Here is a 21,080-nt window from a genome sequence, read left to right on the forward strand (position 1 = left end):
GAGCCTGTCCATCCTGTGGGGCTGAACCCAAGCAAGACAACATCGGTCGCACAACACGCGTTCTAACCACCGAAATGGCTGAAACACCCTGAAACGTGTTGTTTCGTCCTTTCTCCGCTCAACCCCGGGCTGGTCCGCTATGGTATGGTTCTGCCCGCCGGTCTGGATATTGCTCTGCCGGATATGCCGCCGCGTGTGGCGCCGGGAGAAGCGTTATGGGGATAAAGCCCTGCTTCCAGATCCGGGCCAATGATGCTGACATTACCGCAGGAATCAGCGGCCACCTTGTGTCCTTGCGCCTCACCGACGAGGCGGGGCTACAAAGTGACTCGCTGGAGCTTACACTGGCGGACCCCAATGACCGCAAACCATTGGCTTTGCCCGCCGCAGGGACGGAGCTCTGCGTAGCCCTGGGCTATGATAATGCGTTGCGAAAGATGGGTTTGTTCATAGTGGACGAGCTGGAGGTATCCGGGCCACCTGATTGCATCACGGTCAAGGCGAAGGCATCTGTCCAGGCGGCGTCAACGAGTGAAGCCGGGTCCAGGCGCCCGATGTTGACAACACAAAAAAACCGCTCGTGGGCAGCCGGGACAACGCTGGGGGACATGGTGCAGGTCATCGCGCAGGAACACGGACTGAAAGCCGCAGTAGCGCCAGCGCTTGCAGCCACAAGCCTGCCGCATGTTGATCAGGCCAATGAGTCCGACATGGCGCTGCTGACCCGTTTGTCCAAGGACTATGACGCCCTTGCCAAGCCTGCGGGCGGTCATCTGGTTATCGCCAAACGCGGGGAGAGCAAGACGACCACGGGCAAGCCCCTGCCGGTCGTGGCGGTCGCCCGGGGCGAGATAACCCAGTATCGTGTAACAATTACCAAGCGGCAGCCGGTCGGACAGGTTATCACGCAGTGGAATGACCTCGACGCCGGGGTGGTGCGCGAGGTTGTGGCGGGCCAAGGCGAGCCCGTCGCCCGCATTCGGCATCCGTTTGCCGACGCAGCGGGGGCGAAGCAAGCTGCGGTCGCAGAGCTTGAAAAGCGAGCCCGCGCCGAAAAGCAGCTGTCGCTGACGTTGCCGGGCAACCCGGCTCTCATTGCGGAGGCCCGGGTAGAACTGAAAGGCTTCCGGAGCAGTGCGAACGGACTGTGGCTGATCACCCGTGCGGAGCATTCATTATCGCGCAGCGGCTATACCACAACGCTTACATGTGAGTCGGTTTCAGACTGATTGCGCGAGAGCGATAAGGCGCTCCAGATCCCGCCGCGAAAGTCGCTTGACCAAATCTTCGACCTGCTCTGTAGGTGTCGTGCATCCAGTCAGATAGTCCGCCCAGTCCTGCATCAACGCTGTGCGTTTTTCGATCATGTCTCCGCGCCGGTAGGCGGCTTCAACCTTGTTCTTGATTGTGTGGGCTAGCGCCATTTCTGCGACAGCGCTCGGATGCTGGGTTGCCTCGGCAGCCCAGTCCCGGAAACTCGAACGGAATCCGTGCACTGTAAGATGGCCATAGCCCAGGCGGCGCATCATCATCAACATAGACATGTTTGACAGCGGCTTGTTCTGGCGTTGTCCCGGAAAGAGGTACTGGGAGCGGCGATAGTCCTTGAGGGTCTCTAGAAGCGAGACAGTCTGCCGTGCCAATGGAACCCGATGAAGCCGCCCCATTTTCATCCGTGCTGGCGGGATCGACCAGACGCGGGCTTTCATGTCAATCTCGCTCCAGGTCGCTTGCAAAACCTCATTGGTGCGGCACCCGGTCAAGATACAAAACTGGAGTGCAAGCGCAGACATTGAGGTGTCTTCGCTCTGCAGCGACATAAAGAAGTCCGGGAGATCTTTCCAAGGCATCGCAGCGAAATGGGCCTTGCTGGTTGCAGGGCGCCGCGGCAGAAGATGATCAAGGTGGCCGCGCATCCGGGCCGGGTTCTCGCCGGACCGCCAGCCCCGCGCACAGGCGTAATCCAGAATTCTTTCGATCCGTCCCCGGACCCGACGGGCTGTTTCAGGCTTTGATAACCAGATGGGGGTCAAGATCGCCAAGACATCGTCAGTTGTGATCTGATCAAGGGCTACTTTACCAATGCGCTTCCTGACGTACGAGGCCAGGGTATTGACCCACTGCTGCTTGTGCGTGGCATTCTTCCACGCGCCCATGTGAGCGTCGAGGTATTCTTTGGCGGCGTCATTGAAGGTTTTTGGCGCCGTGGGGGTGGCTTCATCAAGCGGGGCATCGCTCGTGCTGACCTGCCGGGCTCGCACCCTCAAGGGGTCGATCCCGTCGGCAAGAAGCTTCTTCGCCTCATTCTTGGCAAGCCGGGCGTCTCGCAAACTTACTGCGTCCGTCGAGCCCAGTGACATATCCCTCCGCACGCCGTTGATCTGGTACCGGAACACCCACATCTTCCGCCCAGTCGGGCCTACCCTGAGCCACAGGCCGTCACCATCGCCGTACTTGCCCGGCGCCGATATCGACTTTACTTGAGAGATTAAAAGTTTCGCCATGCGTCCAGGCCATCCCACACTTTGTCCCACACTTTGGCGTCATAGCCAAGCTGGCTTTCTATGCGGGTACGAGCATTTTTTGCAACAGCCTTTCTAAAAAAGACTTATTATTCAAGATGGTGGCAATGATTCGTGGTGGTTGCCTGTGGCCGAGCCGTGGCCCGGAAAACGGGACTCCCGCTCCGCCATATTAGCCCTCTAAAAAATTGATTTATAAGACTTTATAAAAAGAGAAGCGGCGTTATCCCACACCTTGACCACACTTCTGCTGGAAGAAGATAATTACCCTGCCCTGACGTTAGCTGTCCTTACTGAGCCCATAAGAGAATAGAAAAATAGCACCACAAATCGGCAGAACCGTTGACAGGATCAGCTCTTTCCGTTCACCTCGGCTAGGAACTCCCACGCAGCCAGCTTTCCCAATGCGTTCCCAGCAAGCGGGCTATCGCCGGTAAGGATTTTTCCATCCTTATGGACTTGCCCGGAGATTTGGTCATTGAGTATTTCAAAGCCCAGACGCTTTAGTTTCTCACCAAATTTCCATGTCAAATACCCCGGCATATAGCCAACCTCCGGTGTTTTTGCGTCCATTGAATCGGGGAAGGCAACAATCTTTTTGCCTCTATAAAGAAGGCTCTCTTCACCAACAGCCAAAAAAGCTGCAGGCCCATGGCAAATAGAGATCAAGAATTTATTCTTCTCCGAAACCCATTCCAGCAATGCCTTCATCTCAGAACTCTCGGGCAAGCCCATAAGGGCACCGTGTCCACCTGGTATAAAAATACCTATGTAATCCGAATGCTGCCCGAGGGATGTCTCCACAACATCCCTTAACCGCCTAGGGCTCTTCATCGCAGCATTATACTTTTTGTACAGCCCCATCACTTCTGTATCCTGACGAGGCATTGCCCATAACTCGAACTTTATGGGATAGCCAGAGAGAGTGGCAAAATCGAACTCGAACCCGGCCTTATGAAGATGATACATGGGAAGCAGGGTTTCTACCGGGTGATTTCCCGTAGAAAAGAAAGTTCCATTCTCAAGCAGCAGGTAGCGCTCATCCGCACCAATGACCAATACTTTCCACCGCCCACTCTTGTATGCACTCGGGTAATTTGCATCAGACAAGTCGGAGATCTGAGAGGTAAATTGCGCAAGGGAATAGGGAGATGGAAAGAAGGCATTATCTTCTGTGGAATCAGGCGTTGGATTCATATCGCTCTTTCCAGAATTCATAACCCACTCCATGCCAATTCACACTGATGGGGATAGGATATCCTGAATGAATCCATAATAATTACAAATAATTTTATATTAATATTAATCAACATATAAAAAAAGATAATCGAATTAAGGGTCCGCTGAACCGGAATACCTGACTTTAAACAAGCTTGGTGCCACAAGGAGAGTTATACAGTCCCTCGCAGCACCAAGGCGCCAGTGTCCACTAAGCTAGCCCTTCGGCCCTCTCCAGAGGGGTCGCTCTCTTAAGAATAAGCAACCCAACAAGAGCCGATAGTAAAGACCCCCCCAGAACGCCCAGACGAATTTCAGCATCATGAAGGCCGGAAGGGAAAGCAAGCGTGCCGACAAACAAGCTCATGGTAAAACCAATGCCCGTAATAACAGACATCCCATAAAACTGAGCCCACGACACCCCTTTGGGCAAAGATCCAATGCCACGGACTGACGCAAACCAGGTAAAGGTCATAACCCCAACCTGCTTTCCAATGAAAAGCCCCAGACCAATACCAAGCGTAATGGTGCTGAAAACAACATCATATGTAACGCCGGCCAATGAAACACCCGCATTGGCAAATGCAAAGATCGGCATAATCCCAAAAGCAACCCATGGGTGAAGCGCTTCCTCGACATGCTTCAAAGGAGACTCTGAAGCTTGGCCAGATCCACGCAAAGGAATAGCCAGCCCAAGAACAACCCCTGCCAACGTGGCGTGAACGCCGGACTTCAGCACACAAACCCACAAAAAGACACCAACAAGAACATAGGGGGTTATTCGATTGATTCCTGCCTTGTTCAGGCTGAACAAAATCATAATTGCTATAACAGCCAGCCCGAGAGAAAGCATGGAAAGGTGGCTGGTATAGAAAAATGCAATAATAATAATGGCTCCAAGATCATCCATGACCGCCAGGGCCAAAAGAAAAATCTTCAGGGTAGCCGGAACTCTCTTCCCTGCAAGGGCCATAACCCCCAAGGCAAACGCTATATCAGTTGCCGCGGGAATAGCCCATCCATTCAACCTGTCAGGCCACGCCATATTGAAAGCGATATAGACGAGAGCAGGCCCTATCATACCACCAAGCGCAGCAATACCAGGCATCAATGCCTTCTTGCGGGATGATAATTCTCCCTCAAGGACTTCTCTTTTGATTTCAAGGCCTACCAAAAGGAAAAAAACAGCCATAAGGCCATCATTGATCCAAAGCAGCAGGGGCTTGTCTATACCGGCTCCATTAAAGGTCACGGCAAGTTTTGTCGTCAGAAAGTCCTGATAAAAGGGCGCCCCCGCACTGTTGGCCAAAAGAAGGGCTATGCATGCCGCACCGACAAGGCAAAGCCCTCCGGCAGCCTCCATATGCATGAACTTCCGGATCATCGACAATGCCATACCAAGAAACCTTTCTTTTTCTTTCAAAACTAACAACCCCATAGAAATAATGAATAAAGTACGGATCCTCCCGCATCAACCAAAAAGGCCCATCTCACGCACGGTATGATGCTCTTTCCCTTGCGTACAGGTCTCAGGCAAAGGAACACGTTCCTTGACTACAAACGCGGTCCCGTTCCTTTGGGGATCTCAACAATAGCTTTTCCTACAGGGAAGATGGAAATCCACGCCAACTTCAAATGCGCCCATGCCAGCGGCAAACCAATAAGAGTAATAGCGCAAGCCAAGGCAGATGATATGTGCCCCAACGCCAGCCACCAACCGGCAAGGGCAAACCACAGCACATTGCCCAGAAGGCCCCAGACCCCCGTCCCGATATCACGCTCACCGTACAAATCCTGGCGGTCAACAGCCATACGGCCAAAAGGCCATAACGAATAAAACGCAATATTGAGGGAAGACCTGACCCAAGGAATTCCGACAATAGTCAAGGCCATCAGGCAAGCGGCCAAGATCCAGCCCAAGAACATCACAAAACCACCCAAGAGAACCCAGACCACATTCAAGACAAGAACAATGGGATCAGGGGTTTGGGGATACTCTGCGCTGTTTTGTCTCACAAAAAGATCCCCTCTCGAGGCATGTTAAGACTATCGCCAATTATAGCAGGAGGAAACGATCCAGGATGCTTGGCGCTGAACATATATCCATAGGACAGGCACGTAACCCTCTTTTGGCAAGCCCCCCCAAAAACTGCTCGGTCAAAATTAAGGACGTTTCGGCACGCACGGAGCTGTCTATATCAAAGGCCATATCGTGCAGCAACATCACCGCCCCTTCCAGACTGCCCGTATCCAGTGCGACATCAATCCGCTTCTGTCCTTCCAGGCGCACTTCATCAGGTGTCTTGCACATACGTGCCAAGCCGGGATCATCAACATGCAACGACCAGTGAGCAACCTGGGCAGAAGGCCAGAACGAGCGAATGGTATGATGGACTTTTGGATTACGATAGCCACCAGCATAAGGAAGACGGACAAGATAAGGATCTGGCGTCGGACGGAAACGTGCCAGCAACTCCTCTCCCCTGAGAAGGTCGGCTTTCAGGCGTTCAGGACCGGCATGGTCAAGACGAATATGGTCCCACCCATGAGCATAAACCGGATGCCCTGCACGCACAATGTCTGCTACAAGATCAGGGTATTGAACGGTGCGGCATCCTGATAGAAAGAAGGTTGCGCCGGCATTATACTCCGACAAAAGCTTCAATATTCCAGGCGTTGCCTCCGGGGTAGGACCGTCATCATAAGATAACCCGACCCTCCCATCATTATGAGAGAGCCGACGGATGATAGGCAACCAGCGGGCGAGAAAATCAAATTTCATTGCACTCAATATTTTTCCGGAAAAACGGATACAGGTCGATTATGCTCCCTTAACAGATCCATAACAATTGTACACCAATGAAAGTTACGGGCCGGTGAGAATTATTATTGCTGATGATGGCGTTCCTTTTAACGGGTTATGCTTGGAGCAAGGGCCTCTCGGGGGAGCAGAAAGCTGTGTGGTCTGGCTTGCTGAAGCCTTTGCCAGACTGGGCCATAATGTAACCTGCCTGACAAAGTCCAATACCTCAGTCCTGCATAATGGCGTGAACTGGGAACCCATCAGCGGGAACCACCCGGAATCAGCCGACTTGTACATTGCCAACCGCGGACATACGGTACTGCGCCTTATTCCAAAGGCAAGGCACATTGCTTTCTGGGTCCATAATCCCGCCCAATACCTTCTCAAGGCACGCTACCTGTGGCCTCTTGTCAGGCGTAAGTCTGCCATGGTCTTTTTATCAAAATTTCATGCCTCTACCCTTCCGGCATGGGTCCCGGGACGACGGCTTGTTATTCCTCATGGTGTCGATCCCGTATTTTACCCTTCCCCCCACATAGCCATTCCCCCCGGACCACGTGCCGTTTTCCTGTCCAATCCCCTGAGGGGGCTGGATCCCCTGCTCGATATGTGGAAACAGCATATTGTTCCCGCCATTCCTTCAGCCGAGCTGCACCTGTTTACGGGGCCGGGTATTATGAGCCAACGGGAAGGTGGTTCAGAAGAAACGCAGGCTGTTCTTGGAAAAGCACAACATACTCCGGGCGTTTTCCTCAACCCTCCCCTGCAGCGGAATAGTCTGGCATCCGCCCTGATGTCAATGAGGGTACATTGCTACCCCTCAACGGTACCAGAAAGCTTCTGCTTGGCCATTGCCGAGTCTCAAGCCTGTGGCGTTCCAGCCATCGTCAATGATACAGGGGCACTGCCTGAAAGAATAACAGACAAAAAAACGGGCTTTGTCACAATGACAGCCAACCCTCGATCTTTCGCAGACGCAACAATCCGCCTGCTGTCCGATGACACATTATGGCAGAGCATGCACCAAAGCCTGTTGCTGGCACCAATCCGACGCTGGGAAGACGTAGCCCGTGATTTTATCAATCAAACAATAACCTGAGATTGATAAAAGCCAAGGGGTGTTTTGTATTTGCACCATCGCACAATTTTGCATTGCGACATGAGTTCAAACCGCAACATGATGACGGCTTTCCCCCGTCCTATGGAGAAAGAAGGAAATCGGGGGTTGTCAGGACAAAAGAATTCAGGCATCTGAAGACATCACGCATACCCCCGTTTTGGGGAAACCGGCAAAAGAACCGGTTTGTTTCAGAAGCGCTGAACAAAGGCTGTTCCGATGTCCACTGCACATCAAAATCGCTCCTATTTTGGCCCGTTGGCCGTGTTGACCGCACCGTTCTTTTTTCTTGGTATGATTACATGCCTGAACGACGTGCTTGTACCTCATCTGAAAGCTGTTTTTACACTCAGCTATGCCGAGGCGGCACTGGTCCAGTTCTGCTTTTTTACCGCTTATTTTTTCGTGTCCCTGCCTTCGGGCATGCTGGCTGAACGGATCGGCTACAAACGTGGCCTCGTTGTGGGATTTCTGGTGACGGCTGCCGGGTGCATGGCTTTCTGGCCTGCCGCCAGCGAACGATCCTATCCGCTTTTTCTGGGTGCGCTATTCATCTTGGCGTCTGGCATTACCCTGATCCAAGTTTGCATGAACCCTTATGTCAGCATTCTCGGCAAGCAGGAAACGGCATCCAGCCGCCTCGCTGTCGTGCAGGCCTTTAACTCCGTCGGCACAACAATTGCTCCATACATCGGATCCTTGTTCATCCTGAGCACGGTTGTCTTGTCAGCCAGCGAACTGGCAGGCATGTCAGAGGTAGAGCAGGCTGCATATCGGGCAAAAGAAGCGGCTTCTGTGCAAGGTCCGTACATGTGGCTGGCTGGGATTCTGATCGCCAATGCGCTTGCTTTGATGTTCATCAAGTTGCCAGACATCAGGAATACCAATTCGGTCATTGATCTGGACAAGAGCACTGATGCAAAAAGCCATAGCAGCATCTGGTCCCATCGTCATCTGGTACTTGGGACCATCGGTATCTTCATGTACGTCGGTGCAGAAGTAGCAATTGGCAGCTTTTTGATTAATCTGCTGGCAATGCCGGAGATCGCCGGCCTTCCTGAAGCCGAGGCCGGTTTTTATCTGTCACTGTACTGGGGCGGTGCGATGGTTGGACGCTTTGTTGGGGCAGCCATCATGCGCTATGTCAACCCCGGAGCGTTTCTGTCCTTCAACTGCACCATTGCTATAGGGTTGATTATTACAGCTATCCTGTCCGGTGGCCATATTGCTATGTGGTCCTTGATAGCCGTTGGCCTGTTCAACTCCATCATGTTCCCGACAATCTTTACCCTGTCGGTCAGGGGTCTTGGTCATCATACCAGCAAAGCATCGGGCATTCTGTGTATGGCCATTGTCGGTGGGGCTATTGTGCCTCTGATCCATGGCTTTGTTGCTGATCAGGTCGGGCTTCTGGCTGCCTTCTTTGTTCCGCTCGTATGCTACGCCTATATTTTATACTATGGCGTCAGAGGTCACCGTGCCGGAGATGCTCATCAGCATGCAAGTAACAGGTCCTTGGCCGGCAAGCCCGCTGCCGGATAGATTTCTCCGCAACAATTTGAAAGGCCCCGAGTGATTCGGGGCCTTCTTTTTATCCAGCATAGAGAAAGTCACAGCTTTCTAACCAAGCAACTTTTTCTTGAGAACTTCTTGCAGCACACCTGGATTGGCCTTGCCTTGAGTTGCCTTCATAACCTGCCCTATAAACCAGGCAACCAGCTTCTCTTTACCATCCCGCACTTCCTGGGCTTTCTCAGGATTGGCTGCAATAACAGCATCACAGGCAGCTTCAATCGCGCTGCTGTCTGTAACCTGTTTCATACCCCGCTCTTCCACGATAAGAGCAGGATCCTTTCCCTCCTCCATCATGATTTCAAAAACGTCTTTCGCCAACCGGCCGGATATGGTGTTGTCCTTTACCAGATCCACCAACTGACCAAGCTGGGATGGACTGACCGGGCTTTGTGAAATGGAAAGCCCCTTTTTGTTCAGGCCACCAAAAAGCGTTGTAATCAACCAGTTTGCAACCTGCTTTCCATCACGTCCTTCCGCTGCCTCCTCGAAATAAGCCGCAGTTTCCTTCTCCATAACCAGAACACCTGCATCATAAGGTGTCAGGCCATAGGAGGATACAAACCGCACTTTTTTATCATCAGGAAGCTCGGGTAACGTTGCCTTGATGCGCTCAACAAATGCATCATCAAACTCCAGGGGTAAAAGATCCGGGTCAGGGAAATACCGATAATCATGCGCATGTTCCTTGGACCGCATCGACCGTGTCTCACCACGTGAGGAGTCAAACAGACGTGTCTCCTGAACAATCTGGCCACCGCTTTCATACACTTCAACATGGCGGCGAGCTTCATATTCAATGGCCTGCATGACAAAGCGAACGGAATTGACGTTCTTGATCTCACAACGTGTCCGATATGGCTCTCCAGCTTTGCGGACCGATACGTTGACATCGCAACGCATGGAGCCTTCCTCCATGTTTCCATCACATGTTTCCAAGTAACGCAGAATGGATCTCAGCTTACGCAAGTATGCCCCGGCTTCTTCCGGCGTCCGCATATCTGGCTTGGAAACAATTTCCATCAGCGCAACACCGGAACGATTCAAGTCAATCAAAGACTTTGCAGGGTGCTGGTCATGAACGGATTTCCCTGCATCCTGCTCAAGATGCAGGCGCTCGATACCAACCGTACGGCTTGATCCATCGGGCAAATCCAGTACAATCTGCCCCTCACCAACAATCGGCTGATCATACTGGCTGATCTGATACCCTTGGGGCAGGTCAGCATAAAAATAATTCTTGCGCGCAAAAACACTGCGTTTATTAATCTGCGCCTTCAGCCCCAAACCCGTACGAACAGCTTGCTCCACGCACACGCCATTGATAACCGGCAGCATGCCGGGAAAGCCGGCGTCAATAAACGAAACCTGCGTGTTCGGCTCGGCTCCGAACGTTGTTGCTGCGCCTGAAAACAACTTGGATTGAGAGATAACCTGGGCATGAACCTCAAGCCCGATAACCAGTTCCCAGTCCCCGGTTTCACCTTTGATATGATAGCTCATCGCGCCTTATCCTTTTACCAAAGCCGGAACACCGTGGAAACTGGCGGCCTTTTCCAGAACATCCCCGGCTCGCAGAACAGTTTCCTCATCAAAAGGACGACCGATGATCTGAAGCCCAAGAGGCAGACCCGATGCATTCAATCCAGCAGGCACAGATAATCCGGGCAAACCGGCCAATGAGGCAGGGACTGTAAAAATATCATTCAAATACATTGCAATAGGATCATCCATTTTTGTACCCAGCGCAAAAGCTGCGGTCGGGGCGGTTGGCGTCAAGATCGCATCAACAGACCGGAAGGCATCACGAAAATCCCGCGCAATACAGGACCGCACTTTCTGGGCTTTAAGGTAATAGGCATCATAGTATCCGGCGGACAAGACATAGGTCCCCATCAGAATACGCCGCTGGACCTCTTCACCAAACCCTGCTGCCCGGGTTTTGGCATACATCTCGTCCAAGGATTTCCCTTCTACCCTCATCCCGAAGCGCAAACCATCGTAGCGAGCCAAGTTCGAGGATGCTTCGGCTGGCGCAACGATATAATACGTTGCGAGGGCATACCGGGTGTGCGGCAAAGTTATGTCATGAATTTCGGCACCCGCATCCTTCAGCCACGACACTCCCTTGTCCCACAGGGAAGCAACCTCGGGATCCAGGCCATCCGAGCGATATTCAGCCGGGATACCAATCTTCAAACCACGGATATCACCAGTCAGGGCCGCCTCAAAATCAGGCACCGGAATGTCTGCGCTGGTGGAATCTTTTGGATCAAAACCAGCCATCGCGCCCAGCATAATTGCCGCATCGCGAACCGTGCGGGTCATGGGGCCAGCCTGATCCAGGGAGCTTGCAAAGGCAATGGTGCCATACCGGGAACAACGCCCGTACGTTGGCTTCAAACCCGTAATCCCACAATAAGCAGCAGGTTGCCGGATAGATCCACCCGTATCTGTACCCGTTGCGGCCAACACCATACGGGCCGCCACAGCAGCAGCAGATCCACCGGACGATCCGCCGGGCACCAAGTCCACATCTTGGCCACGTGGCTTCCACGGGTTACGAACCGGGCCGAACCAGCTTGTCTGGTTGGATCCACCCATAGCGAATTCGTCCAGATTCAGCTTGCCCAGAGAAACAGCCCCCGCCTTGCGCAGATTTGCCGAAACCGTGCTTTCGTAAGGCGGAATGAACCCTTCCAGCATTCGGCTTCCAGCCGTGGTACGAACGCCTTCTGTACAGAACAGGTCCTTGAGGCCAACGGGGATGCCCATCATCGGTCCTGCGCTTCCTGCTGCCAAGGCAGCATCAGCTTCCACGGCCTGTTGGCGTGCCAGCTCCGCTGTTTCGGTAATAAAGGCATTCAGCGGGCGCTTCTGCTCCATGATACCAATGTAGAAATCAACCAGCTCAACAGCTGAAAGCGTGCGAGAGCGCAGGGCATCACGGGCCTGGGCTAGGGTCAGGTCAAGAACAGACATTTATTCCACCACCTTCGGCACGGCAAAAAACCCATCCATGGCTTCCGGCGCATTGGCCAGAATAGAATCACACATACCGCCATCAGAGACGATATCCTCCCGCCAGCGCAGAACCGCATCCGTCACACTGGTCATAGGCTCTGTTCCTTCGGTATTGACGTCAGAAAGCTGTTCAACCCAGTCAAGAATACCGGAAAGCTGGCTGGCCAGAGGATCAAGCCTGTCTTCGGGCACTTCAATACGGGCTAGGAACGCAACGTTCCGGACGATATCTTTGTCGAGCGACATTGAAAAAAGTCTCCTGGCGGGAGTAAGTGTCTTGGGAGCATCCCCGTCGGCACACAGTACGCGCCGATCCGGGGCTGTACACGCGTAAAATCGCCGGAAGGTATCACTCGTCATGACTGACTGCAACAACCCCGCACCGCTTCCTGTGACAGGGCTTTCGCCCTTGCAGATGAAACACGCCCTGCCTGCTTCCAGCAGGCTGGCCGGGCTGGACCTTGGCACCAAGACCATAGGCATCGCCCTGTCAGACCCCTTGCTGATCACCGCTACTCCGCTCACAACAATTCGTCGAACCAAATTCACAAAGGATGTTACCCTGCTGTCCGAGCTGGTTGCAGAGTACGAAATAGCCGGCCTGGTCCTTGGGTTGCCGGTCGAAATGGATGGAACAGAAGGACGTCGCTGCCAGTCGACAAGAACATTTGCTGATAATATCAGAGCGCTGGAACAGCCAATATCCCAGCTTCCGATCGCATTCTGGGATGAGCGTTTGTCAACCGCAGCCGTAGAACGCGTCATGATTGATGAACTGGACATGTCCCGCAAAAAAAGAGCGAAAACCGTGGATAGAAACGCAGCATCATGGATTCTTCAGGGATTCCTTGATGCCATTGCTTTTGCAGACAAATAAATCTACTGATAATCGATACATGACTTCCTCGCACAGCATGCGGGACTGTCATAAATATTGCCCCGGCGCGCACCATTCTCCCCTTGCCGGAATGATGTTTTAACCTCATATTTCGCCCCCATGAAGAACCCAGCATACTCTCATCGGCATTTTCTTGGCATGGAGGGGTTATACCCTCACGAGATTGAAGAATTTCTCGATCTCGCAGATAGTTATGCTGACAGGAATCGCCAACCCCGGTATGCATCCAATCGTCTGACAGGACGGACGCAGGTCAACCTGTTCATGGAAGCATCAACCCGCACACGGGCTTCTTTCGAACTTGCCGGACTCAAGATGGGGGCCAACGTCATCAACATGACCTCGGCAGGATCCTCCATCTGCAAAGGTGAGACCCTTGTTGATATGGCCGTAACCCTGAACGCCATGAAGCTGGATGTCCTGGTTGTTCGCCACCATGATTCAGGTGCCGCACAGCTACTGTCCAAGCATGTACAGTGTGCCGTCATCAATGCTGGCGACGGCCTGCACGAGCATCCGACGCAAGCCATTGTCGATGCCCTGACCATACGGCGGAACAAGGGACGGCTTGCGGGATTGGAGGTCGCCATTTGTGGAGACCTTGCCCATTCCCGGGTTGCACGGTCCAATATTCATCTTTTGAGCACCATGGGGGCTAATATCCGGGTTGTTGCACCGCGCCCATTGCTGCCCTCGCATATTGAATGCATGGGCGTAACTTCCTTTACCGACATGCGCGAAGGCATACGGGGCGCTGACATCATCATGATGCTCCGCGTACAGAATGAGCGTCTTGGTGATTGCTGCATTCCTTCTGCCCGTGAATACGCTCACTTCTTTGGCCTGAACCGCGACAAACTTGCCTTGGCCAAACCCGATGCGCTTGTCATGCACCCGGGCCCGATCAACCGGGGTATCGAAATTGACTCAGATGTAGCTGACGATCTTGATCGTTCATTGATTCGCCAACAAGTTGAGATGAGCATTGCGGCCCGTATGGCCATTCTGGATATCCTGATCCGCAATGCCGAGAATAATGGCTTGTAAGCCACCCCGGAAACAGAAACGTCCATGCATCGAACGCACTATTTCAACGCTCGCCTTCTGGATCCATCCCTTGAGCTGGATGTGCTTGGCGGTCTTCTGGTTGAAGGTCCCTGCATACTAGATTGCGGACCGCACTTGCAGCACTCCGGCGCGATACACGCAGACAGCTCAATTGACTGCAGAAGCATGGCGATTGCACCGGGTTTGGTTGACATGCGAACCCATTTGCGCGAACCGGGATTTACGCACAAGGAAACACTGCGCACGACGGGATTACTGGCTGCATCAGGCGGCGTAACTTCAGTCGCCGGCCTCCCCGGAACGGATCCTCTGGTTGACAACGAAGCAGCCCTTGCTTTTGTCCTGAACAAGGCGCGTACAGATTCAGCCGTGAAAATTTATCCCTACGCAACGGCCACAGCCGGGGCAAAAGGAACAGAACTGGTTGAGTATGGCCTTATGTCCGCAGCAGGTGCCATTGCGTTTACCGAGGGAGAGCACGCTGTATCAAATGCCGGCGTACTAAGACGGATCATGCAGTATACATCCATGTACGGGCTTCTCTTGATCCAGAGACCGGAAGAACCATTCTTGGCAAAGGGTGTTGCGACCAGTGGAGAACTCGCAACCCGTATGGGTCTTTCCGGCATACCACCCGAGGCTGAAGTCATCCTTCTCGAGCGAGATCTGCGCCTTGTTGCGATGACCGGCGCTCGCTATCATGCATCACTCATCTCGACAGCAGACAGTGTCGAGGCCATACGCCGAGCAAAAGCCAAGGGGCTTTCTGTCACATGCGACACAGCCCCTCCCTATTTTACACTGAATGAACTGGCCATATCCGGCTACAACACATCGGCGAAACTGAGCCCACCGCTACGATCCGAGAGTGACAGAAGAGCTGTCATTGCCGGCTTGCTGGATGGTACCATCGACGCCATCGTTTCGGATCACGCGCCACAGAATAGTGACACAAAAGATGTTCCCTTTGCGCGAGCAGCCTGCGGAGGTCTTGGGCTGGAAACGCTTTTGCCCCTGACGCTGGGCATGGTCCACGATGGGAGCATGCCTATATTGCGGGCTCTTGCTCTTCTCAGTCTCAACCCAGCACGCATACTTGGTCTCAAAGCCGGAAAACTGGCAGCAGGGTACCCTGCCGATCTGATTGTGGTAGATCTGGACAAGCCTTGGAAGTACAGTGCAAGTAGGTCTTGCTCGGGCTCCAGAAACTCGCCTTTTGACGGACACCTCTTACAGGGGCGAGTGTTGCGTACCATTGTTGACGGGAAAACAATTTATGTTCACGGTACCTGAGGTGCCTGCAGAGCTTACCCTGCTTCTATGCACTGTTTTTGGATACCTTTTTGGCAGCATACCGTTCGGCATTGTGCTGACAAAACCGTTTGGATACGATCTTCGATCCATCGGATCGGGAAACATAGGTGCCACCAATGTCCTGCGTACAGGGCGCAAGGATCTGGCGCTGGCAACCTTGGTTATGGATGCGGGCAAGGGAGGCATTGCAGCCGCGCTGGCTGGTATGCTGGTTGATACATCTGGCAGCCTTGTTGCCGGATGTGCCGCCGTTCTGGGGCATAACTTCCCGATCTGGCTTCGCTTCAAGGGAGGCAAAGGAGTTGCCACCACACTGGGGGTTCTATTCCTGACTGCTTGGCCTGTTGGGGCCATAGCCTGCGGCATCTGGTTCCTGATGGCCCTTCTGACCCGCTACTCCTCTCTCTCCGCCTTGATAGCCTTGGGTACAGCCCCGGCTTCAGCATGGTTTCTGGCCTCCCCGATCCATGCTGCAGCGTTTGCAGGCTTGGCTATCCTTGCCTTCGTACGCCACCATGAAAACATAAGACGGCTCTTTCAAGGCACAGAGTCAAAGATCAGGCTGGGGAAGACACAATAGCTAGCAGATCCGGGTCTCTCCACAAAAATCACGGAAGAACATATCTGCAGCTTTCTGGCCACGCAGGCCATGAGATAGGATAAGGTGTAGCTTGGCAAAAGCCGTTTCCCGTGTCAGGCAACGCCCTGTAAGGACACCTGCATCGCGTAACGCTGCACCTGCCTCATAATGATCCAGATCGATAGCTCCGTCCGCGCATTGACTGACAGCAACGACCAATGTTCCGTGACGCACCAAATCGGATAGGACCTGCTGCAAGGCTCCCTCTACAAAAGGGGCTGTACCGTTGCCAAAGCATTCCAGAACCAAGCCACTTGGCTGCCATGCCGTCAATCCGGCCAAGAACCCGGCAGAAAGCCCCGGATAGCAGGTAACAAGACCAACATCCACAACAGCTGGTAAAGGCGGTGGAGGACCGAGAGCAAGCTCTTTGTTACGCGGAATTGACCATGGAGTATCTACACCCCCCAACGATAAAACATCACGAAATGCATCAAAAGTTGATGTAGATATTTTACGACTACGTACAGCAGGGATGATGCGGCTTCCAAAGCAAACGAGAACGCCATGAGTATCAGGATCTCTCGCAACAGAAAGTGCCTGTTCCAGATTCCGGATACCATCACTGTCATGACCAACCATAGGGATCATGGAGCCAGTCAGAACAACAGGTGCTCCACGTGCAACCTGCTGCATGGCAAGACTTGCAGCTGTCCAAGACAATGTATCAGTACCATGCACGACAATAACACCATGGCCAGATGAAGTTGCGCGTACACACTCGCGGCCGATCTTGTACCAAAGGGCAGGATCAACATGGGCACTGTCAACAGCGGGGGCATATTCCAGCACCACATCCCTGCCATCAATACAACCCGGCAGCATACGATCAAGGAGCGAGACAAAGGAAGCAGCAGGACGCCAACCCCGTTCACCAAGCTCCATTCCAATGGTACCGCCTGTATACATAATTGTGACTGGACGCATGTCACCCCTACTGAGCAGAAAAATTAACATTAACGCTTGGTAATAATGGGGGAGAGTATTGGGAGGTCAATCATCGCCTTGATATATAACCTTGGATAGATAATATGTCGTCATGATGACGACCCTTTTCTCTCCCCCCGCCTCCACCCTGTCTCACTCCGACAAGATCAGCTGGCTTCGGTTGATCCGCAGCGAGAACGTTGGCCCCATTACATTTTTCAAGCTTCTTGATCGATTTGGAACACCTCGTGATGCTTTAAATGCCTTACCGGAACTGGCTCGCCGTGGAGGGCGGGGCAAACCCATCAAGATATGCTCCGCCAGTATAGCAGAGCGTGAACTGATGACAGCCGAAACAATGGGTGCACGGCTGCTTTGTGCTATTGAACCGGGCTATCCTGCCCTTTTGTCTGCAATCGATGATGCGCCACCCTGCATGTATATCATGGGCAATGAATCAGTCCTGAAAAATCCCTGCGTGTCCATTGTCGGGGCACGAAACGCATCGGCAGGCGCACGCCAACTGGCTTGGCGGCTGGCCATGGATCTTGGAAAGGCTGGGATGACTGTTGTATCCGGACTGGCGCGCGGCATTGATAGGTCTGCACACGAAGGATCTCTGCAAACAGGAACCATTGCTGTGATGGCTGGCGGCCCCGATGTGATCTATCCGCCCGAGAACAAGGATCTGTATGATAAAATTCGGGCTACAGGCGCCATTGTTTCTGAGATGCCGCCTCTGACTGAGCCACAGGCCCGCCATTTTCCACGGCGTAACCGTATCATATCCGGTCTGTCACGCGGCCTGGTCGTGATGGAGGCAACAGCCCGATCCGGCTCGTTGATCACGGCACGTATGGCCGCTGAACAGGGGCGAGATGTTTTTGCCGTACCGGGCTCACCCCTGGACCCCCGCAGTGAAGGCCCCAACAATCTGATACGTGATGGCGCAACACTGGTAAGAAGTGCGGATGATATTCTTTTCGCGTTGGGCAATGCCGGACACACACCCCTCTGCGAGCCCGTATATACTAATTTTTCCAAGGGAAAACCGTCGCATTTCAACGAAAGTGTCTTGGCAGAGGCCAGGAAGATTGTTGGCGGTTTGCTGTCACCTGCTGCTGTGACTGTTGACGAAATCATCCGGCAATGCCAATTGTCTCCGGCTGTCGTCTCCATGGTTCTCTTGGAGCTGGAGTTGGCGGGGCGCCTGGAACGGCACCCCGGAGGTCGCGTGTCCGTGCTTGCATAATTCTCTGGAACAGAAGGATTATCGTGGGACGACACCACTCTGTAATCAGGAAAGAAGTGTGCCCGGATATCCCATGAACGTTGTCATTGTCGAGTCGCCGGCCAAGGCCAAAACCATCAACAAGTATCTGGGCAAGGATTACACCGTTCTTGCATCCTTCGGCCATGTGCGCGATCTACCGCCCAAAGATGGATCTGTCCGACCAGATGAAGACTTTGCAATGGACTGGGATACAGACAGTCGATCAGAAAAGCACATTCGCGAGATTGTTCAGGCAGTCAAGAATGCCGAGCGGGTTTTTCTGGCCTCTGACCCGGATCGTGAAGGAGAAGCAATTGCTTGGCATGTGCTGGAGGAACTGGCCCGTCGGCGCGCCCTGAAGGGGGTGGATGTCAAGCGCGTAACCTTTAACGCCATTACCAAAACCGCAGTGACAGAAGCCATAAATAACCCCCGTGACATAGACCAGCCTCTGGTTGATGCCTATATGGCCAGAAGAGCCTTGGACTATCTTGTTGGGTTCACATTATCGCCCGTGCTGTGGAGGAAGCTGCCCGGGTCACGCTCTGCTGGCCGGGTACAATCTGTTGCCCTGCGCCTGATCTGCGAGCGTGAGTCAGAGATTGAACGCTTCCGTTCCGAAGAATACTGGACAATTACGGCTGACATGCGCTCGGCCATGGACAAACCTTTTACAGCGCGCCTGACGCATCTGGATGGCCAGAAGCTTGAAAAGTTCTCGCTGTCCGATGCGTCCTCCGCTGAAAGGGCACTTGTTGCCGTCAAGGCGGGTGCCTTTACCGTTTCATCTCTGGAACGCAAGCAGGCCAAACGCCACCCTGCCCCGCCGTTCACAACATCGACACTGCAACAGGAAGCCGCACGGAAACTGTACTTTTCCGCCACCCGGACGATGCAAACAGCACAAAGGCTATATGAAGGTGTAACAATCCGCGGTGAAACCGTTGGTCTGATCACCTATATGCGTACAGATGCTGTTTCCATAACACCGGAAGCTGTCAATGACATCCGCACCTTGATTGAACAGGGATGGGGCAACAAACTGCTTCCTTCAACACCCCGGGTTTACAAGACAAAACAGAAGAATGCCCAGGAAGCGCACGAAGCCATTCGCCCGACCAACGTCTTTCTGCGTCCGGCAGATGTTCGCGATTCCCTGGATGATGATCAGTTCAAACTCTACGAACTTGTCTGGAAACGTACCGTTGCCAGTCAAATGGAAAGTGCCCTGCTTGACCAAACCGGCGTGAACCTGTCGACCCGGGACCGGAAAACAGTACTTCGCGCAAATGGCTCAACCGTTGTCTTTGAGGGCTTCCTGACCCTGTACCGGGAAGATCTTGATGATGTATCGGGCCAGGATGACGAGGACAAGGAACGTATACTTCCCCCTCTGCATGAGGGAGAAATGACTACACTGTCGGACGCCCGGACCGATCAGCACTTTACTCAACCTCCGCCCCGCTATTCTGAAGCCAGTCTGGTCAAGAAGATGGAAGAACTTGGCATTGGGCGACCCTCCACCTATGCCTCGATTCTCCACGTCCTGCAGGATCGAAGCTATGTCAGGCTGGAACAACGTAAATTCATTCCTGAAGATCGGGGACGTATTGTCACGGCATTCCTTGAAAGCTTCTTCCGCCGTTATGTGGAATATAATTTCACGGCTACCCTTGAAAATCAGCTGGATGAAATATCAGCTGGCGCAGTAGACTGGAAAGATGTGCTCCGCAATTTCTGGCAGGATTTTACACAGGCGATATCCGGAACCAAGAATCTAAGAATCAGCGAGGTGCTTGATGCCCTGGACGCTGACCTTGGCGTGCATCTGTTCCCGGAAAAGGAAGACGGATCCGATCCCCGCCTCTGCCCATCCTGCCAAACCGGGCGTCTTTCGCTGAAACTTGGAAAGACCGGGGCCTTCATCGGATGCTCGACGTACCCCGAGTGTCGCTATACTCGTCCCTTGGGCGGAAATAGCGAAGATGCAGGCGCGGGAGACCGTGAATTGGGGGCAGACCCGGAAACCGGCTTGGCCGTTGTAGTACGCAAGGGGCCATATGGCTGGTATGTGCAGCTGGGAGAAGCAACTGGGGAAGGAAAGGCAAAGACCAAACCCAAACGAGCCGGATTGCCAAAGGACATAGATCCTCAGGCCATCGATCTGGAGCGTGCACTGTCTCTCCTCTCCTTGCCGAGAACGGTTGGTCAACACCCCGAAACCGGTCTACCCATTCTGGCTGGCATTGGCCGTTTTGGTCCGTACATTGTGCACGATGGAAAATACGTCAACCTGCGCCAAGACAATGTCCTGGATATAGGCATCAACCGTGCCGTAGATCTTCTGGCATCGGCAAAGACACGTGCACCCAAGGCAGCCGGCAAGGAACTGGGCGCCCATCCCGTGGACGGAAAGAGCGTGCAGCTCCTTTCAGGGCGCTATGGCCCCTATGTGGAACATGGCAGCATACGGGCCAATATTCCGAAGGGTACCGATCCTGAAACAGTAACGCTGGATCAAGCCTTGGAATGGCTGGCCGCCAAGGCCGAAAAAAATCCAAAGGCCGGCAAAGCGACCGCTGCCAAAACAAAAAGCAAAAAAGCGGCTGCCAAGCCGGCTGACAAAAAAGAGAAAACGGCAAGCAAGCCTGCACCGCGATCACGCAGCAAGAAGAAAACCGATGACGATGATGTCTCCTGAGTG

General features: G+C 53.4%; 19 protein-coding genes. 10 read left to right on the plus strand and 9 right to left on the minus strand.

What is annotated here, in order from left to right; translation table 11 throughout:
- The first annotated feature begins 78 nt into the window (after positions 1-78).
- Complete coding sequence (locus HEQ60_RS10965) at positions 79-225, plus strand: tail protein X (protein WP_168070398.1); 147 nt, start codon at positions 79-81, stop codon at positions 223-225.
- On the plus strand, positions 216-1,229 hold the full coding sequence (locus HEQ60_RS04855; protein ID WP_168070101.1) for a phage late control D family protein: 1,014 nt from the start codon (positions 216-218) through the stop codon (positions 1,227-1,229). The genes HEQ60_RS10965 and HEQ60_RS04855 overlap by 10 nt, the downstream gene beginning before the upstream one ends.
- Here the strand turns inward: HEQ60_RS04855 and HEQ60_RS04860 are convergent.
- The 5 genes from HEQ60_RS04860 to HEQ60_RS04880 all read right to left on the minus strand — a co-directional run bounded on the left by HEQ60_RS04860 (position 1,221) and on the right by HEQ60_RS04880 (position 6,522).
- The gene (locus HEQ60_RS04860) at positions 1,221-2,504 is read right to left on the minus strand and encodes a tyrosine-type recombinase/integrase (RefSeq protein ID WP_168070102.1); all 1,284 of its coding nucleotides are present in this window, start codon (positions 2,502-2,504) and stop codon (positions 1,221-1,223) included. The two genes, HEQ60_RS04855 and HEQ60_RS04860, sit on opposite strands and share 9 nt — an antisense overlap.
- A 369-nt stretch (positions 2,505-2,873) precedes the next feature.
- On the minus strand, positions 2,874-3,740 hold the full coding sequence (gene hchA / locus HEQ60_RS04865; RefSeq protein WP_168070103.1) for a glyoxalase III HchA: 867 nt from the start codon (positions 3,738-3,740) through the stop codon (positions 2,874-2,876).
- 211 nt (positions 3,741-3,951) lie between these two features.
- On the minus strand, positions 3,952-5,136 hold the full coding sequence (gene nhaA, locus HEQ60_RS04870; RefSeq protein ID WP_168070105.1) for a Na+/H+ antiporter NhaA: 1,185 nt from the start codon (positions 5,134-5,136) through the stop codon (positions 3,952-3,954).
- Positions 5,137-5,294: 158 nt separating this feature from the next.
- Positions 5,295-5,756 carry a YccF domain-containing protein gene (locus tag HEQ60_RS04875; RefSeq protein WP_168070107.1) on the minus strand — a complete coding sequence of 154 codons (462 nt, stop codon included), beginning with the start codon at positions 5,754-5,756 and terminating at the stop codon, positions 5,295-5,297.
- A 40-nt stretch (positions 5,757-5,796) separates the two neighbouring features.
- On the minus strand, positions 5,797-6,522 hold the full coding sequence (locus HEQ60_RS04880) for a polysaccharide deacetylase family protein (RefSeq protein WP_168070109.1): 726 nt from the start codon (positions 6,520-6,522) through the stop codon (positions 5,797-5,799).
- 94 nt (positions 6,523-6,616) lie between these two features.
- On the opposite strand from HEQ60_RS04880, the gene HEQ60_RS10620 reads away from it, so the two are divergent.
- Together HEQ60_RS10620 and HEQ60_RS04890 are read left to right on the plus strand one after the other, a co-directional pair.
- Positions 6,617-7,642 (plus strand): glycosyltransferase family 4 protein, encoded by a 1,026-nt coding sequence (locus HEQ60_RS10620; RefSeq protein WP_168070110.1) that lies wholly within the window; start codon positions 6,617-6,619, stop codon positions 7,640-7,642.
- 237 nt (positions 7,643-7,879) lie between these two features.
- A complete protein-coding gene (locus HEQ60_RS04890) occupies positions 7,880-9,202 on the plus strand; it encodes a sugar MFS transporter (RefSeq protein WP_168070111.1) in 1,323 nt (440 codons plus the stop codon).
- Positions 9,203-9,280: 78 nt separating this feature from the next.
- Here the strand turns inward: HEQ60_RS04890 and gatB are convergent, their stop codons facing one another.
- Genes gatB through gatC form a run of 3 tightly spaced genes read right to left on the minus strand, consistent with a single transcriptional unit; the run spans position 9,281 to position 12,502 of the window.
- The gene (gene gatB / locus HEQ60_RS04895; RefSeq protein WP_168070112.1) at positions 9,281-10,735 is read right to left on the minus strand and encodes an Asp-tRNA(Asn)/Glu-tRNA(Gln) amidotransferase subunit GatB; all 1,455 of its coding nucleotides are present in this window, start codon (positions 10,733-10,735) and stop codon (positions 9,281-9,283) included.
- Positions 10,736-10,741: 6 nt separating this feature from the next.
- Positions 10,742-12,214 (minus strand): Asp-tRNA(Asn)/Glu-tRNA(Gln) amidotransferase subunit GatA, encoded by a 1,473-nt coding sequence (gene gatA / locus HEQ60_RS04900; protein ID WP_168070113.1) that lies wholly within the window; start codon positions 12,212-12,214, stop codon positions 10,742-10,744.
- Complete coding sequence (gene gatC, locus HEQ60_RS04905) at positions 12,215-12,502, minus strand: Asp-tRNA(Asn)/Glu-tRNA(Gln) amidotransferase subunit GatC (protein WP_168070114.1); 288 nt, start codon at positions 12,500-12,502, stop codon at positions 12,215-12,217.
- Positions 12,503-12,671: 169 nt separating this feature from the next.
- Here gatC and ruvX point away from each other — a divergent pair, with 169 nt between their 5' ends.
- The 4 genes from ruvX (at position 12,672) to plsY (ending at position 16,116) form a co-directional block, all read left to right on the plus strand.
- Positions 12,672-13,133, plus strand: a complete 462-nt coding sequence (ruvX, locus tag HEQ60_RS04910; protein WP_168070402.1) for a Holliday junction resolvase RuvX — start codon at positions 12,672-12,674, stop codon at positions 13,131-13,133.
- Between the two features lie 120 nt (positions 13,134-13,253).
- Positions 13,254-14,201: an aspartate carbamoyltransferase catalytic subunit gene (locus HEQ60_RS04915; protein ID WP_168070115.1), complete on the plus strand. Its 948-nt coding sequence runs from the start codon at positions 13,254-13,256 to the stop codon at positions 14,199-14,201.
- A 24-nt stretch (positions 14,202-14,225) separates the two neighbouring features.
- Positions 14,226-15,515: a dihydroorotase gene (gene pyrC / locus HEQ60_RS04920; RefSeq protein ID WP_168070117.1), complete on the plus strand. Its 1,290-nt coding sequence runs from the start codon at positions 14,226-14,228 to the stop codon at positions 15,513-15,515.
- Entirely contained in the window at positions 15,499-16,116 is a 618-nt protein-coding gene (gene plsY / locus HEQ60_RS04925) for a glycerol-3-phosphate 1-O-acyltransferase PlsY (protein WP_168070119.1), read from the plus strand. The genes pyrC and plsY overlap by 17 nt, the downstream gene beginning before the upstream one ends.
- Here the strand turns inward: plsY and HEQ60_RS04930 are convergent, their stop codons facing one another.
- A complete protein-coding gene (locus tag HEQ60_RS04930) occupies positions 16,117-17,103 on the minus strand; it encodes an asparaginase (protein ID WP_168070121.1) in 987 nt (328 codons plus the stop codon). It lies immediately after the preceding gene.
- 112 nt (positions 17,104-17,215) lie between these two features.
- Between HEQ60_RS04930 and dprA the strand changes: the two genes are divergently transcribed.
- Together dprA and topA are read left to right on the plus strand one after the other, a co-directional pair.
- Entirely contained in the window at positions 17,216-18,355 is a 1,140-nt protein-coding gene (dprA, locus tag HEQ60_RS04935; RefSeq protein WP_245183772.1) for a DNA-processing protein DprA, read from the plus strand.
- A gap of 73 nt (positions 18,356-18,428) precedes the next feature.
- Positions 18,429-21,077, plus strand: a complete 2,649-nt coding sequence (topA, locus tag HEQ60_RS04940) for a type I DNA topoisomerase (protein WP_168070123.1) — start codon at positions 18,429-18,431, stop codon at positions 21,075-21,077.
- Positions 21,078-21,080 lie beyond the last annotated feature (3 nt).

This window comes from Haematospirillum sp. H1815, from assembly GCF_012102705.1.
In the GTDB taxonomy this organism is placed as follows: domain Bacteria; phylum Pseudomonadota; class Alphaproteobacteria; order Rhodospirillales; family Rhodospirillaceae; genus Haematospirillum.